This window comes from Marinobacter sp. SS13-12 (assembly GCF_030227115.1).
Taxonomy (GTDB): domain Bacteria; phylum Pseudomonadota; class Gammaproteobacteria; order Pseudomonadales; family Oleiphilaceae; genus Marinobacter.
In genome coordinates, this window is record NZ_JASSUA010000001.1 from 727,220 (window position 1) to 742,037 (window position 14,818).

13 protein-coding genes are annotated in these 14,818 nt (G+C 58.7%); 2 read left to right on the forward strand and 11 right to left on the reverse strand.

The window, feature by feature from the left end; translation table 11 throughout:
* Positions 1-31: 31 nt before the first annotated feature.
* The 7 genes from QPL94_RS03330 to QPL94_RS03360 form a co-directional block, all read right to left on the reverse strand.
* Positions 32-1,249 carry an ABC transporter substrate-binding protein gene (locus QPL94_RS03330; protein WP_285355514.1) on the reverse strand — a complete coding sequence of 406 codons (1,218 nt, stop codon included), beginning with the start codon at positions 1,247-1,249 and terminating at the stop codon, positions 32-34.
* 81 nt (positions 1,250-1,330) lie between these two features.
* Entirely contained in the window at positions 1,331-2,050 is a 720-nt protein-coding gene (locus QPL94_RS03335) for an ABC transporter ATP-binding protein (RefSeq protein WP_137436401.1), read from the reverse strand.
* A complete protein-coding gene (locus QPL94_RS03340; protein ID WP_170979026.1) occupies positions 2,040-2,828 on the reverse strand; it encodes an ABC transporter ATP-binding protein in 789 nt (262 codons plus the stop codon). The genes QPL94_RS03335 and QPL94_RS03340 overlap by 11 nt, the downstream gene beginning before the upstream one ends.
* A 191-nt stretch (positions 2,829-3,019) precedes the next feature.
* Positions 3,020-3,790, reverse strand: coding sequence for an ABC transporter permease (locus tag QPL94_RS03345; protein ID WP_285355515.1), 771 nt, complete (start codon positions 3,788-3,790; stop codon positions 3,020-3,022).
* Between the two features lie 2 nt (positions 3,791-3,792).
* Positions 3,793-4,788, reverse strand: coding sequence for an ABC transporter substrate-binding protein (locus QPL94_RS03350; RefSeq protein ID WP_285355516.1), 996 nt, complete (start codon positions 4,786-4,788; stop codon positions 3,793-3,795).
* Entirely contained in the window at positions 4,785-5,555 is a 771-nt protein-coding gene (locus QPL94_RS03355; protein ID WP_285355517.1) for an ABC transporter ATP-binding protein, read from the reverse strand. Before QPL94_RS03355 ends, QPL94_RS03350 begins: the two co-directional genes overlap by 4 nt.
* Positions 5,556-5,766: 211 nt before the next feature.
* Positions 5,767-8,274: an acyl-CoA dehydrogenase gene (locus QPL94_RS03360; RefSeq protein ID WP_285355518.1), complete on the reverse strand. Its 2,508-nt coding sequence runs from the start codon at positions 8,272-8,274 to the stop codon at positions 5,767-5,769.
* A gap of 238 nt (positions 8,275-8,512) precedes the next feature.
* On the opposite strand from QPL94_RS03360, the gene QPL94_RS03365 reads away from it, so the two are divergent.
* Entirely contained in the window at positions 8,513-10,156 is a 1,644-nt protein-coding gene (locus QPL94_RS03365; RefSeq protein ID WP_285355519.1) for a methyl-accepting chemotaxis protein, read from the forward strand.
* Here the strand turns inward: QPL94_RS03365 and QPL94_RS03370 are convergent.
* Positions 10,146-11,036: a prenyltransferase gene (locus QPL94_RS03370; RefSeq protein ID WP_285355520.1), complete on the reverse strand. Its 891-nt coding sequence runs from the start codon at positions 11,034-11,036 to the stop codon at positions 10,146-10,148. The two genes, QPL94_RS03365 and QPL94_RS03370, sit on opposite strands and share 11 nt — an antisense overlap.
* Positions 11,029-11,916 carry an AEC family transporter gene (locus QPL94_RS03375; protein WP_285355521.1) on the reverse strand — a complete coding sequence of 296 codons (888 nt, stop codon included), beginning with the start codon at positions 11,914-11,916 and terminating at the stop codon, positions 11,029-11,031. Before QPL94_RS03375 ends, QPL94_RS03370 begins: the two co-directional genes overlap by 8 nt.
* A 195-nt stretch (positions 11,917-12,111) precedes the next feature.
* Here QPL94_RS03375 and QPL94_RS03380 point away from each other — a divergent pair, with 195 nt between their 5' ends.
* Positions 12,112-13,293, forward strand: coding sequence for a MalY/PatB family protein (locus QPL94_RS03380; protein ID WP_285355522.1), 1,182 nt, complete (start codon positions 12,112-12,114; stop codon positions 13,291-13,293).
* On the opposite strand, the gene QPL94_RS03385 is transcribed toward QPL94_RS03380, so the two are convergent.
* Both QPL94_RS03385 and QPL94_RS03390 read right to left on the reverse strand, forming a co-directional pair.
* The gene (locus QPL94_RS03385) at positions 13,290-13,838 is read right to left on the reverse strand and encodes a carbohydrate-binding protein (RefSeq protein WP_285355524.1); all 549 of its coding nucleotides are present in this window, start codon (positions 13,836-13,838) and stop codon (positions 13,290-13,292) included. The two genes, QPL94_RS03380 and QPL94_RS03385, sit on opposite strands and share 4 nt — an antisense overlap.
* A 37-nt stretch (positions 13,839-13,875) precedes the next feature.
* Positions 13,876-14,799, reverse strand: coding sequence for a DMT family transporter (locus QPL94_RS03390; RefSeq protein WP_285355525.1), 924 nt, complete (start codon positions 14,797-14,799; stop codon positions 13,876-13,878).
* Positions 14,800-14,818 lie beyond the last annotated feature (19 nt).

The following is a 14,818-nucleotide window of genomic DNA, read 5'->3' on the forward strand; positions in this document are numbered from 1 at the left end:
ATCTCCCCGGAAGCAGTGGTCAGTTCTACCGTTAGTTAACTAATGAACACTTGGATTCGGACAGCGGAATATACGCCTGTTCCGCCGGAATCTTCGATACCACTCTCAGCAGGTCCCATTCGCTTTCGGACTCCTCGGGCTTCTTCACTTCCACCAGGTACATATCGTGCAGCATGGAGCCGTTCGCCATGATAGAGCCGTTCTTCACGAACATGTCGTTCAGGGTCATCTCGCCGAGCTTGGCACGAACGGTGTCGCTGTCGTCGGTACCGGTTTCTTCAACCGCTTTCAGGTAGTTTGTAACGGCGGAGTAAACGCCGGCGTGTACCATGGTGGGCATGGCACCGTGGCGCTCAAAGAAGCGCTCTGACCAGGCTCGGGCTTCGTCGTTCTGGTTCCACACAAAGGCAGTAGTGAACTGCAGCCCCTGGGCAATGTCGAGGCCCATGCTATGCACGTCGGTGATGAACACCAGCATACCCGCCAGTTTCTGCCCGCTTTGCACGATCCGGAACTGGTTGGCCTGTTTGATCGCGTTCACCGTGTCTTGCCCGGCGTTGGCCAGGCCAATGACGTCGGCGCCGGAGGACTGTGCCTGCAGCAGATAGGAAGAGAAATCGTTGGTGGACAGCGGCGCGTTGACGTTGCCAACCACCTCACCACCCAGGCTTTCCACTACCGCGCCGGTGTTGTCTCGCAGGGAGTGGCCAAAGGCATAGTCTGCGGTGATAAAGAACCAGCTCTCGCCGCCATTCTTGACCATGGCTGTGGCTGTGCCCACAGGTAATGCGTGAGTGTCGTAGACATAGTGGATGCCATAGGGCGTGCACTGTTCCTCGGTAAGGGCCGTGGTGCCGGCCCCGGTGTTCATGGTGATGATCTTCTTGTCGTTGGCCAGTCCCTGCACTGACAGGGCCACCGAGGAGTTGTCCAGGGCGGTGATCATGTCGACTTCCTTGGCGTCGATCCACTCCCGGGCGGTGCTGGCGCCGATGTCCGGCTTGTTCTGGTGATCGGCGGAGATGATTTCCACCGGCTGGTCGAGGACGGAACCTCCAAAGTCTTCGACGGCCATTTCGGCAGCAATCACCGCGCCGGGACCTTCCAGGGCCTTGTAAACCCCGGACATATCGCTGAGTACACCAATCTTGAGCTTACCGTCTGTCAGTTCGGCGGTTGCAGTGAGCGGCATTGCCAATGTGGTTATTGCAATGGCGCTTGCCAGACCTTGTTTCCAGAGCTTGAACATAGTGGGATTCCTTTTCTTGTTAGATTCACGGTCTTATCAGATTCAGGGTCGGTGCGCTTGCGGCGAACCTGGCCCACAGGCTCAGACACTCAGGTGCCTGTTCAACTGCTCTTTTTTGGCCTCCAGGTCAGCGGCGTCAATCTGTTCCACCACCTGGCCGTGCTCAATGACGTAATGGCGGTCCGCCAGAGGCGCGGCAAACCGGAAGTTCTGCTCTACGAGGATGATGGTGAACCCCTTCTCCCGCAGTTTGCGAATCACCTGATCCAGGGATTTCAGGATCACCGGCGCTAACCCTTCGGTAATTTCGTCCAGCAGCAGCAGGTTGGCGCCTGTGCGCAGAATGCGGGCAATGGCGAGCATTTGCTGTTCGCCGCCAGAGAGCTTGGAGCCCTGGCTTTTCCGCCGTTCCTTGAGGTTCGGGAACATGGTGTAGATGTCGTCCACCGTCAGACCGCCCTCTGCGACCACTGGGGGCAGCTCCAGGTTTTCGTCGACATTGAGGGAAGCAAAAATGCCACGCTCTTCCGGGCAATAACCGAGCTTGCCGACATGGGCAATCCGGTGCGTGGGCATATTGATGATTTCAGTGCCGCGAATCTTGATCGAGCCGGTGCGCCGACCCACCAGGCCAAGAATGGCCTTCAGGGTAGTGGTGCGCCCGGATCCGTTGCGGCCCAGCAGTGTAATCACCTCGCCTTCGTGCAGGGTCAGGTTCATGCCGTGGAGAATGTGGGACTCGCCGTACCAGGCGTGCAGGTTTTCGATTCGGAGCAACTCCGGACGTTGATCAGGCGACATCGGTGGTTCCCATGTAGGCTTCCATCACGGCAGGGTTGGTGGATACGGTCTCGTAATCGCCCTCGGCAAGGACCTCACCCCGGTTAAGTACGGTGATGGTGTCGGCCAGGGTGGAAACTACGTTGAGGTTGTGTTCCACCATCACGATGGTCCGGCCTTCGACTACCCGTCTGATCAGATCGGTGACCGTGCCGACGTCCTCGGAACTCATGCCCTGGGTGGGCTCGTCCAGTAGCATAAGCCTGGGCTTGAGGGCGATAGTGGTGGCAATTTCCAGGGCCCGTTTTTGACCGTAGGGCAGCTCGACCGCCTTCGTGTCGGCAAAGGGACCAAGCTCCACGAGTTCCAGCGTAGCCTGGGCTTCTTCATTCAATTGGTCCAGCACCCGCTTGGAACGCCAGAACTGGTAGGACACCCCCAGTGTGCGCTGCAGGGCAATGCGCACATTTTCACGGGCGGACAGATGCGGAAACACCGCCGAGATCTGGAATGACCGAATCAGGCCTTGCTGGGCGATGGCAGCCGGCCGGGCGTGGGTGATGTCTTTACCGTCATAGATAATCTCGCCGGCGCTGGCTTTGAGAAACCTGGTCAGCAGATTGAAAAAAGTGGTTTTGCCGGCCCCATTGGGACCAATCAGGGCATGGATGCTACCCGTCTCCACTTTCAAATTGACGTTATTGATAGCGGTAAAGCCCTTGAAATCTTTCTGCAGATTACGGGTTTCGAGGATGATCGGGGACGATGTTGGTTGTTCGCCCGCAGCCTGGTCGTTCACGGAAATACACCCCTTCGTTTCGAGTCGGCGACCGGTGCGCCACAGTTCGTTATTATTTGTTATTCAGTCTTTTTTTTTTGAAAAGGTAGTAGATACTGCCAATTGAACTGAGTTCAGTAATAGTCGGAGGGTGTGGAGTCTGTCAAGAAAAGAGGGGAGGCAGATCGCCTCCCGGAAAGCGGTAACAGGTTTTACAGATACTGGTAGCGCAGCAACCGGTGTTTGATGCGTTCCAGGATCACCTGATCGATCACCGCAGCCAGGATGGCAATCACCAGGATGTTGGTCATGACGCCGGTCATGTCCGCAATCTCGCCGGAATAGGCCAGGGACTTGCCCAGGCCGGCGCTGAAGCCAACGATCATCTCGGCAGAGATCAGGGCGCGCCAGGCGTTGCCGAAGGCCAGCTGGGCGCCGGTGATCAGTTCCGGGGTAACCGCAGGGAAGTAGACCCGTTTGAGCATCTGCAACCTGGATGCCCCCATTACCCGGGCCGCAGAAATATGCACTTTCTCGACGCTCTCGGTGGCGTTCATTACGCTCAGGGCGGTGGGGAAGAACGCACCGATGGCCACTACGACAATGATCGGCATATTGCCGAAGCCCATCAGGATCAGGAACAGCGGCACCCAGGCAATGGACGGGATGGACTGCAGGATGATGATGGCCGCTTTCAGGGTGCTGCGCACCAGGTCCAGGGTGCCACCCACCAGGCCAAGAATGATGCCGAAGAACAGGGCAGCCCCGTATCCGATGCCAAGGCGACTCATGCTGTTGCCGAGCCCTTCGTAGAAGTCGCCGCTGTTAAGCTCCTCCCACAATCGTTGCAGTGCCACCGGTACATCCGGCATCAGGAAGTCCGGCAGGAACCAGGCCGCCACCTGCCAGAAAAACAGGATAATGGCGATAGCGGCCACATAGGCCCGTTTGCTGGCAACGCCGGTTGACTGAGTATTGCTCATGCTTACAGCTCGCGCGCCTGCTGCCAGGACAGGTCCAGCAAGGCATCGACATCAAACTCGCCTTCCACCTGAAGAATATCCTGTTCCTGCATGATGGCTGCCAGTTCCTTCATGCGGTTGATATCGTCTTCGGTCAGTTTGGCACTGAAGTCGTTGGTCTTGATGGCCTCGGTGATCACCTGCTCGCTGGGCACATCGCCCTGGTTGCGGGATTTCACCACCGGTTCGCGGATAAAGTAGTCGGTGATATAGGGTGCTGCTTCTGCCGGATTGCTCTCAAGCATATCAATGGCGTCGCGTTGGGCATCCAGTGCCGCCCAGAGTACATCCTTGCGGTTTTTCAGGGTTTCACCGGAGGTAATCACGACCATGCAGGGGAATGGCCACACCTCGCCAATTTCATAGATCTGCTTGACCGGAGCCACCAGCTGCGCGATGCGGTCGTACGGCTCGAACAGGAAGGCGGCATCCACACGACCACCAACCAGCGACTGTACGGCCACGGAAGGGGCTACGCCCATGATGTTCAGGTCTGACGGGGTCAGCCCGGCATTGTCGAGCATCACACCCTTGAGCACGATGTCTGCGGTGCTGCCCTGTTTCTGGGAGGCGAGGTTCTTGCCCTTCAGGTCTTCCACCGACTCAATGCCGGAGTCTTCACGCACCAACAGTGAGTGATAGCCGCGCTGCGCACCGCCGACAATTTTCAGGTCTGCACCCTTGGACGCCCAGGTAAAGGCATTGGAGAAGCCCAGTACGCCGATATCCAGCTGGCCGCCAACGATGCCCTTGATCAGGTCGGTGCCGGAAGTGAATTCGATCAGTTCTGCGTCGAGGCCATACTTCTCATAGAGTCCTGCCTCATAGGCCAACATGGCCTGGGCATCGTCCATAACGCGGACATAACCGACACGGAATTCTTCTGCTGCCATTGCCGGGCTGGCGATAGCCAGGGCCAGCAGGAAGGCAAAGAGGGGAGCCAGTAAAGAGCGGTTCATGCCGTTTCTCCTTCGGAATGTGTGGGTTCGTGTTCGTCAGTGTCAATGCCCAGCAGGTTCAGGACTTCCCGGCGGACATCGGCGAAAGCAGACAGGTCATGAGTCTTGGGGATGTGTCCCAGTTCGACTTCCCGCAACACCGTTGCCGGCCGCTGGCTGAAAACCATGACACGGTCTGCCAGGTAGAGGGCTTCATCCACGTCATGGGTGACCAGAACCACGGTGGGGCGCTCTTCTTCAATCAGGTCTTTGAGGACACTTTGCAGGGTCATCCGGGTCAGCGCATCCAGGGCGCCGAAAGGCTCGTCCAGCAGCAGTACCTTGGGGCGGGCAATAAAGGCCCTGGCCAGGGCGCAACGCTGCCGCATGCCCCCGGAAACCTGATGGGGGTAATAATCTTCAAAACCGACAAGCCTGACCCTGGACAGCCATTTACGGGCCTCTTCCAGGGAGGCTTTGCGGGGCTGATCCTGAAACTCCAGTGCCAGGGCCACGTTGTCCAGCAAGGTCATCCAGGGGTAGAGGGCGTGCTCCTGGAATACCAGGGTGCGCTCAGGGGACGGTTTGGCAACCGAGGCGCCGCCCGCCGTCAAGGTACCGGTAGAGGGCTGTTGAAGTCCGGCCAGCATGTGTAACAGCGTGGATTTGCCGCAACCGGACGGGCCAACCAGGGCAACGATTTCGCCGTTCCTGATGGTGGTGTCGAATTGCTTGATAACGTTCAGGTCGCCAAAAGATTTGGTTACCTGGCTGAATTGGAGTTCCATATAGCCTGCCGGAATATCTATATATTCTCAAATGAAATATCTATTCAATATTTTATAACTAAAAGTTCATCATAAAAAGTGCTTTTTGAATCTACTTTCATAGGATGTGTCAATCACAGGGAAAGGCTGAGGCAATAGTGGCGTGCGAGTGGAGGTCGGAATCTAGCGGGACTGCAGCCGCACCCGGTCCATCGAGTGCGGCTGAAGGAAATCATTCTTCTTCTTTGGGGGCACGTTCTACCACTTTCCGTTTGCCCTTGGCGCAGCGCGCCAGGGCTTTCAGGCCGTCGGGTTCGAAGGCATCAACCCGGATAACGTCGTAGAGTGCTTCCAGCGCCTCCAGCAGCTTGTCACACTCTTCGCCCTTCACGACGCCCTGGTCACAGGCCCAGTCCACCAGCTCCTTGCGTTCGTGGCCCATCAGCAGGTCAATGCCCCCGAGTTCATCCTCATCACGGTTGCGCAGAGCTTCATGAAGGCGCTCGCGCATTTCACGGGTTTCATTGGCCAGCCGGTAGGCGTTGAGTACCCGGCCCAGTGGATCATCCGGATCGGTATTGACGTAACTGCCACGGCTGATGCGCTGGCGCAACGGGGTGTCCCTGACGATGCTGGCGGCAACCTCGGTACCCAATGTATCGTCCGGTCCGTTCAGGCCGGTGGCACCCAACGGGAACACCAGTACCCGCATCGGCCAACGCAGCAAGGGGACCGGAAAGTTGATGATCAGCTTGCGCATGGACGTCTTGAGGTCCCGCAGGCTGGTTTGCAGACACCAGTCCACCAGTGGGCGCTGGTCATCCGGGTAGCCTTCCTCATGCCACTGCTTGATCACCGCGGTGGCGTAATACAGGTGCACCAGGCAGTCCGCCATGCGGCCGGACAGGCGCTGGCGGGCCTTGAGGCCGCCGCCGACCGTGAGCAGGGTCACGTCGGTCATCAATGCGAAGGCCGCCGAGAACCGGGCCAGCTGACGATAGCTGGACTGGATATTACCCTGGCGCGGTACGGGCTCCAGCAAACCGCCGGTCAGGGCGAGCACAAAGGATCGCAGCGCATTGCGGGTGGTGTGGGCGATATGGCGGTAGAAGATGCCATCGAATTTTTCGACGGCCGCTTTCTTGTCTTCCATACCAGCCGCTTCAATTTCCTCCACAATGAACGGATGACAGCGGATCGCCCCCTGGCCGAACACCATCAGGCTGCGGGTGAGGATATTGGCGCCCTCAACCGTAATGCCGATGGGCACCGCCTGATAGGCCCGGGCCAGGAAGTTGCGAGGGCCGGTGATGACACCCCGGCCGGCCACCACGTCCATGGCATGGTTGATCACAATGCGCATCAGATCGGTATTGCGGTACTTCAGCACCGCCGAAGGCACGGATGGTCGTACCCCGCGGTCCAGCATACCGGAGGTCAGCAATCGCGCGGCGTCCATCATGTAGGTGTAGCCGGCGATCGGTTCGAGGGCTTCCTGGACCCCTTCAAACTGGCTGATGGAACGGCCGAACTGTTCCCGGGTCAGGGCATAGGAGCCGGTTGCCAGGCTGGCGACCTTGCCGGCACCGGTGCCCAACGCGGGCAGGGAGATGGAACGCCCAATGGACAGGCATTCCAGCAACATCTTCCAGCCCTTGCCCAGCATGTCCTGGCCACCGATGACCTGGTCCATGGGAATGAAAACGTCATTACCCCAGGTCGGGCCGTTCATGAACACGGTGTTCATCGGCAGGTGACGGGCGCCGGAGTGAACACCTTCAAGGTCCTGCGGAATCATCACGCAGGTCACGCCGATGTCATCGGAGTCACCGAGCAGCCTGTCAGGGTCGTACACCTTGATGGCCAGACCAATCAGTGTGGCGACCGGGGCCAGGGTGATGTAGCGCTTGTTCCAGGTCACTTTCAGACCGAGCACTTCCTTGCCATCCCATTGGCCCTTACAGACGATGCCCTTGTCCGGGATTGCGCCTGCGTCGGAACCGGCTACCGGGGAGGTCAGGGCAAAGCAGGGAATTTCCTCGCCGCCGGCGAGCCGGGGCAGGTAGTATTCTTTCTGGCTATCGGTGCCGTACTCCATCAGCAACTCGCCCGGGCCCAGGGAGTTGGGCACCATTACGGTGACGGCGGCGGAAACGCTGCGAGTGGAGATTTTCATCACGATTTCGGAGTGGGCGGTATGGGAGAAGCCTTTACCGCCCTGTTCCTTGGGGATCATCAGCCCGAAGAACCCATTCTCGCGAATGAATTTCCAGACCTTGTTGGGAAGGTCGAACTCTTCGTGGGTGATTTTCCAGTCATCCAGCATGCCACAGAGCTTTTCCACCGGCCCGTCCAGGAACGCCTGCTCTTCACTGGAGAGATGGGCGGGTTTGGCATCCAGTAATTTTGACCACTCGGGCTGGCCGGAAAACAGCTCACCGTCCCAGTCCACCGTGCCCGAGCGCAGTGCTTCCTCCTCGGTATCCGAGAGTTTGGGTAAGCGGCCCCGTACCCAGCCCAGTAAAGGGGCGCTGAATTTTTCTCGACGCAGCTCGCCCGGAAACAACAGAACCAGGCCCAGGGCAAGCAGGCCGCCGCCGAATAAAATACTGAGGATGTGCCAGCCATCCTGAAACAGACCAACAATCGTTGCGATCACCAGAACAGCGGCAGCAGTGGTGCCACCAATGCCGAGGTATATCAGTACCAGTGCACTGAGGAGGAGAAGCAGAACACTCATGGGCGGATCTCCGTATCAAAATGAAATTCAACCTGAATAGTCTTACCTTCGGTCAAAGCCTGGGTGGTTGCAAGCGCATCCGGCGGTTATGGCGGCTAATTGCCACGGAGTGTAACAATACGTAGCAATGCAAATAATTGTAAAAGATCCGCCTTCTCTGGCATCTCCATTGATCTGATTTTGCGAAACCGGTGAATAGATAGATTCGATTTATGGTTATGAGCAGCCGGAGCAGATCATGTTCAACAAATTCACTGTCGCTAAACGACTCACCCTGGGTTTTGGCCTTATTCTTTCCCTGATGATTCTCGTCAGTCTTATCAGCAATCATCGGGTTGGTTTCATTGACCGGACCCTCACCGAAGTAGGCGATGACGCGGCCGTCAAGCAGCGCTATGCCATCAACTTTCGCGGCAGCGTTCATGACCGTGCAATTGCCATCCGCGATGCTGTGCTGGTGCGGGAAGACCGGGCGCTGAGAACGCATCTCCAGGATATTGAACGATTGAAGGCTTTCTACGTAGACTCAGCCAGGCCCATGGACCAGCTGTTCCGGTCAGCCGGAGCCACAGATCGGGAGCAGCAACTGCTGGCGGATATCAAGGAGATTGAGCGCAGCACCCTGGCGCTGACCGGGGAGTTACTGGAAATACGCCAGGACGGCCGCATCGATGAAGCCCGGGAATTTTTGCTGGAGGACGTGTCCCCCGCCTATACCACTTGGCTGAACCGCATCAATGCGTTCATCGACCACCAGGAAGGCTTCATTACCACCAATGTGGACGCGGTGAGGGAAGCGGCCGGCAACTTCAACAAAGTCATATTCCTGGTCACCGGAATTGCGGTGTTGCTGAGTATTGTGGTGGCGGTGCTTATCATCCGCAGACTTCGTTCAACGCTGGGCGCAGAGCCGGATGAAGTAGCCGACGCCATTCGTCGGCTCTCGGACGGCATACTTGACCAGGACATTCAGACGAAGTATCCGGACAGTGTGATGGGTGCTCTCAGGGACACCGTGGAGCAACTCGCCGGGATTATTCGCGAAGTTCGTCAGTCAGCCAAGGAGCTTTCCAGGAGTTCCTCGGAGTTGCTGTCTACCTCGGATAGCAACAATCGCCAGATCCGCATCCAGTCCGAGGAAGCGGAGCAGATGGCAACGGCCATCAACCAGATGGCGGCAACAGTTAATGAAGTGGCGGGATTTGCGTCCAGTGCGGCCACAGCCACTGGCAAAGCGGATCTGGAAGTGGAGACCGGTAATCGGGTGGTTCAGGAAACGGCTGTTTCCATTGGTGAACTGGCAGACACCCTCGAGAAAGCGGCCGTAACCGTGCACCGGGTTTCCGACGACAGCGCCAATATCGAAAAAATCATCGAAGTGATCAACGCCATCGCCGAACAGACCAATCTGCTGGCCTTGAATGCGGCCATTGAAGCGGCCCGCGCTGGTACCCACGGCCGTGGCTTTGCGGTAGTGGCCGATGAAGTGCGCTCACTGGCGACCCGCACCCAGGATTCCACCCGTGAAATCCAGGAGATGATCGGAAAACTCCAGACTGGCGCCTCGGAAGCGGCGGCGGTAATGGAAACCAGCCGCGATCTCGCCAAAACCACGGTGGAAAAAACCCGCTCTGCGGAGCAGGCCCTGGCGCAAATCCGTCAGGAAGTGGGTGAAATCAATGACATGAACGCCCAGATTGCCAGCGCTGCAGAAGAGCAGAGCAGCGTAGCGGAGGAAGTGAACCGCAACATCAGCCGTATTCATGACTCCACCGTGGAAACCTCCGCTGGTTCCGAACAGGTGGCGGGCGCCAGCCGCGATCTTGCCACGCTGGCGGAACAGTTGAGCGGAAGGGTCAGTGTGTTCCGGCTTAAAGACTGAGGCCGCAGATCAGTAGCGTCAGCGTGGCCAGCAGTATGACTATATTGATGCCAAGCAGGTTATTGAGCCTTCGGGAATCGGCAAGAGCTCCCGGCAGCCGGAGGCTTAACCAAAGGGCCGCTGGTGCCGGGGCCAGGGCAAGAGCGCTCCAGGTCGGCAGCCAGCCTGCCAGTAGTCCCGCTGCCAGCACGCCGTAACTCGCCAGCAACATGACTCCAGCCAGTCGGGCTGCCGCCGGTTTTCCATGTGTGATGACCAGATGGCGGCGGCCGACTTTGCGATCTGCGTCGGCATCGGGAATCTGATTGATCAGCAGAAGCTCGCTGACCAGCAGCAAGCTGATCAGCGAAACGGTGAGAGCCGTTGCGTCCAGAGTGGCACCGAGGGCAATCAGGCTGCCCAGAACCATCACCGGGCCAAAGCCCAGCCCCGGCGCCAACAGGCAGAGGAGCGGCGAACGGGTAATCCAGCGGGTGTAAGTCACTACCAGCACAACACCGGCAACACCGAGCACCAGCATTGGTAGCCCACGAAGCCAGAGAAAGTACAACCCGATGCCAATCACCAGTGCGAGGGTACCGCCAGCGGCAAGTAGCACCCGCTTGGCAGCGGAAGGTCTCTCTGGCAGAGCTCCGCTGCCACCGGAGAAAGGGGTCCGCCGGGTGATCAGGTCGAGGCCGGAGACAAAGTCTTCATATTCGTTGAGCAGATTCACTGCAGCATGGGCCAGCACGGCACCTATCAGCACCAGAAGGGTATCCGGTATTGCTGGCGGTGTGCTCTGCTGCCAGGCCACCGCTACGCCAAGCCCCGCGCACAGGGGCGCGAGCACCAGGAAGTTGGGGCGGGAGGCACGAACGACCGCAATGGCCTCAGACATAGCCTGCCGCAAACACCAGGCCCAGCACGATGGGCATCACCACAATGCTGCCGAGGTTGCTGATCAGAACCAGTGACGCAACTTTTTCTGGCTCCTGCTGGTATTGTTCCGCCAACATGTAGTTCAGCACGGCGGATGGCATGGCGGCAAAGACCCAGAGGGCGGCCACCTGCAGGCCGGGGAGATCGAGTATCGCAATCATCGGCCAGGCCAGGATCAGCCCGGAGGCGGGGCAGGCAATGGCGCCGAGGATGCCCAGTTTCCAGTCGCCGAAATCCACATCCAGCATGCGCACCCCGAGGGTAAACAGCATCAGGGGGATACAGACACCGCCAAGCATGTTCAGGGTTTCCAGCAACCACTGGGGCATGGGTACGCCGCCGAAATTGACGGCAAGGCCGGCGATACTCGCCATAATAACGGGCAGGCGAAGCCTTCTGATGATGGAGGTGTGCGGATCGAGCATATAGATGCCCACGGTAAAGTGCAGCAGCATCTCCACAACAAACAGCACAACGGCCGCCGGCAGGGCTGCCTCGCCGAACGCCAACACCAGTATCGGGATACCCATGTTGCCGGAGTTGTTGAACATCATCGGCGGCAGGAAAGTTTTCAGATTCAGGTTCAGGACCCTGGCCACAGGGTAGAGGACAATGCCTGAGCCCAGAACCACAACCGTAGCCGCCAGCGCCAGGCTGGTGTATTCCTGCAGCGGTGCCTGCTGGTCTGCCAACACCGCAAACACCAGCATGGGCACAAACAGCTCCATGTTAAGGGTGTTCAGGCCCTGGATATCGGGGGTGCGGTAGCGACCGTAAACCGCACCACAGCCGGCAATCAGGAATACCGGCAACATCGTGGACAGGATCTGGGCAAGCATTCAAAGGCTCCGAATACAAATCGGGATGAGCAGTTAATCCGTTAGGTTCGCAAGTATTGGCGGTGCCAGGCAAGCAAAACCTGTGTCTTTGCGACCAAAGACGGACCCGGCGGTTGCGGCTGTTATCACTCCTGCCCCAGAATGACGTCGATATCGACTACTCTGACCTCAACACCCTAACAACGGAGGGCTTTCGTGCCTGACTCTTTCGACCGACACCTTCAGCGGGAGAATACCTGCTCGGTAAAATTCGATGCCCGCAAGGCAGTGTTCGGCCGCGAGGATGTTATTCCGCTCTGGGTGGCGGACATGGATTTTGCGGCACCGGCGGCGGTCACGCAAGCTCTGGAGGAGCGGGCGAGGCACCCGGTGTACGGTTATACACTGTTCCCGGAAAGCCTCTACACCTCCATTATTGACTGGTTCCGGAGCCGCCATGGCTGGACCATCGAGCGGGACTGGTTAGTGATGGCTCCGGGAGTGGTTCCTTCCCTCCATGCTGCGGCACTGGCGTTTGCAAAGGAAGGCGAGGGCGTGATTATCCAGCCGCCGGTCTATCCGCCCTTTTTCAGCGCCATTCGAAAAACCGGCCGGGTAGTGATCGAGAATCCGCTGGAGCAGGTGGATGGACTATATCAAATGAATCTTGGACACCTGGAGGCCTGCGCGGCACGGGAAGATGCCAGGGTGCTATTGCTGTGTTCACCCCATAATCCGGTGGGCCGTGTATGGACCGAAAGTGAGCTAACGGCGGTCCTGGCGATTGCCCGGCGGCATAACCTGATAGTGCTGTCGGATGAGATTCACTGTGACCTGACCTATCCCGACAAGCCTGCTCACCAGGTACTGGCTCGCCTGGCCGGGGAGGAGGACGCCCTGGTTACCGCTGTAGCGCCCAGCAAAACCTTCAACATGCCCGGTCTGGGGCTGTCGGCACTGGTGGTGGCCAATGCCGAGCATCGCAAGGCATTGAAAGAGGGTTTCGATGCCATGCACATGAACCAGTGCAACCCGTTCAGCATCGCCGGATTTGAAGCCGGTTACCGCCACGGAGGCCAGTGGCTCGATGAACTCATGGTCTACCTGCAAGGCAATCGTGACTTCGTGATGGACTACGTTGAGCAGCACTTGCCCGCCATTCAGGTGACCGAACCGGAGGGCACCTACCTGTTATGGCTGGATTGCCGTGCTCTGGAGATGGATGATTCAGAGCTGAAGCGATTCTTCGTGCATCAGGCCGGCATCGGCATGAACCCGGGCATTACCTTCGGGGAAGCGGGGCGTGGATTCATGCGGATGAACATTGGTTGCCCTCGGCAGGTATTGCAGACGGCTCTGGAACAAATCCGGCAGGCGATGGCGTCCGTGTCCGGTTAATCCCCGCTAGCCGGTTCGCTCCTGCAGGGATGGTCAACCGGCTGCCAGTGGGGAGGCTGACTCATGCCCGGCATCTGGCCATTGCTGGGACGTATGGCGCGATAGGCCTGGCCTTCATGGATGGCCACCTGACCGACGGTGTAGCTGGCGCCAAAGCTCCAGGGCCCGGTTTCATCACAGGCCTGCCTGGTTTTATTGCGGGTATCCACCGCGGGTTCCTGCGGATCCCGGCCCCGTGCCCGCGGTTGTTGAGGATCATCCTTCCTCATGCTGTCGGCATGGGGGCTGTCTTCCCTTTGGTGGCAGTCCGGTGCGGATTCCAGCTTTTTCCACTCGAAATCCGCCCCTGGCGTTTTGCCTTCGTGGTGTTGGCGGGATTCGTACCATTGGCCCTTATGAAACACGGCTGAGCCAGGAGGGTAATAGCGGCTCGGGACCCAGGTGTTTTCTTCCGGGTCACAGGGGGCGGCAGAAACCACCGTGCTGATTGCCGCGAACACCATTGCGGCCTTCCATTTCAAGACTCTTGCCAAGCGATTATCCATGAATCCCTGCCTGTTCAGCGTTTCCGGTTTTGCATGTTCAGCGGTATTTGCGGCGAAGCTCGTTGGTGCGGGTCGCCAGGAAAAGCCCAGCGAGGATCAGCAGGCCACCGACAATGTGGAACAGGCCAAGCCGTTCACCGAGGAATATTCCCGCCATTACCGAAGCGAACACCGGGGTCAGGTACATGAAGATGGCCGCCCTGGCCGGGCCAATCCGGTGTACCCCGTGGTTCCAGAACCCGTAGGCCAGAATACCGGGGAAGATGGCAAAATACATCATCGGCAGAGCGGTCGACTGGTTCAGTTCAAACCCGCCCGAGAAAAACACCAGGTCCACCAGGAAAAACGGCAGTATCACCAGGGTGCCGCAGGCGATCTGCACGGTCAGGAATGTCAGCGGTGGCAGCGGTACGGCCTGGCGGCGAAGCAGCACCGAGAACAGGCCCCAACTGAACACCGCCAGCACCATGATCAGGTCGCCGGGCTGTGCCTGCAGGCCGGTAAGCACCGAAAGGTCTCCCCTGGCAACAACCGCCAGAATGCCCAGTACAGCCAGCCCGATACCCAGCGCCTGCACCGGGCGGGTGCGGTCTCCCAGCAACACCCAGGCCAGCAATGCCACCATGATGGGGATGGTGGCATTAATCAGTGCGATATTGGTGGCGCTGGTGGTCACCGCGGCAAAGTAGAGCAGTGAATTGAAGGCCGCGACGCTGAAGGTAGACAGGGCCAGTATCGACAGCCAGTACTGCCGAATCAGCTGGCGCTGACGCCATACCCCCGGCAATCCAAAGGGTAACAGAATCACCAGAGCGATCACCCAGCGCCAGAACGACATGGACAGCGGCGGAATCTCTCCCACCACGCCTTTGGCGACAACGGCGTTGCCGGCCCAGAACAATGGGGTCAGAACCAGGCCGACATAGGCCAGCCACAACGATTTGGGGGTATCTGAAGACACTCCGGCTCCTGTCAGGATT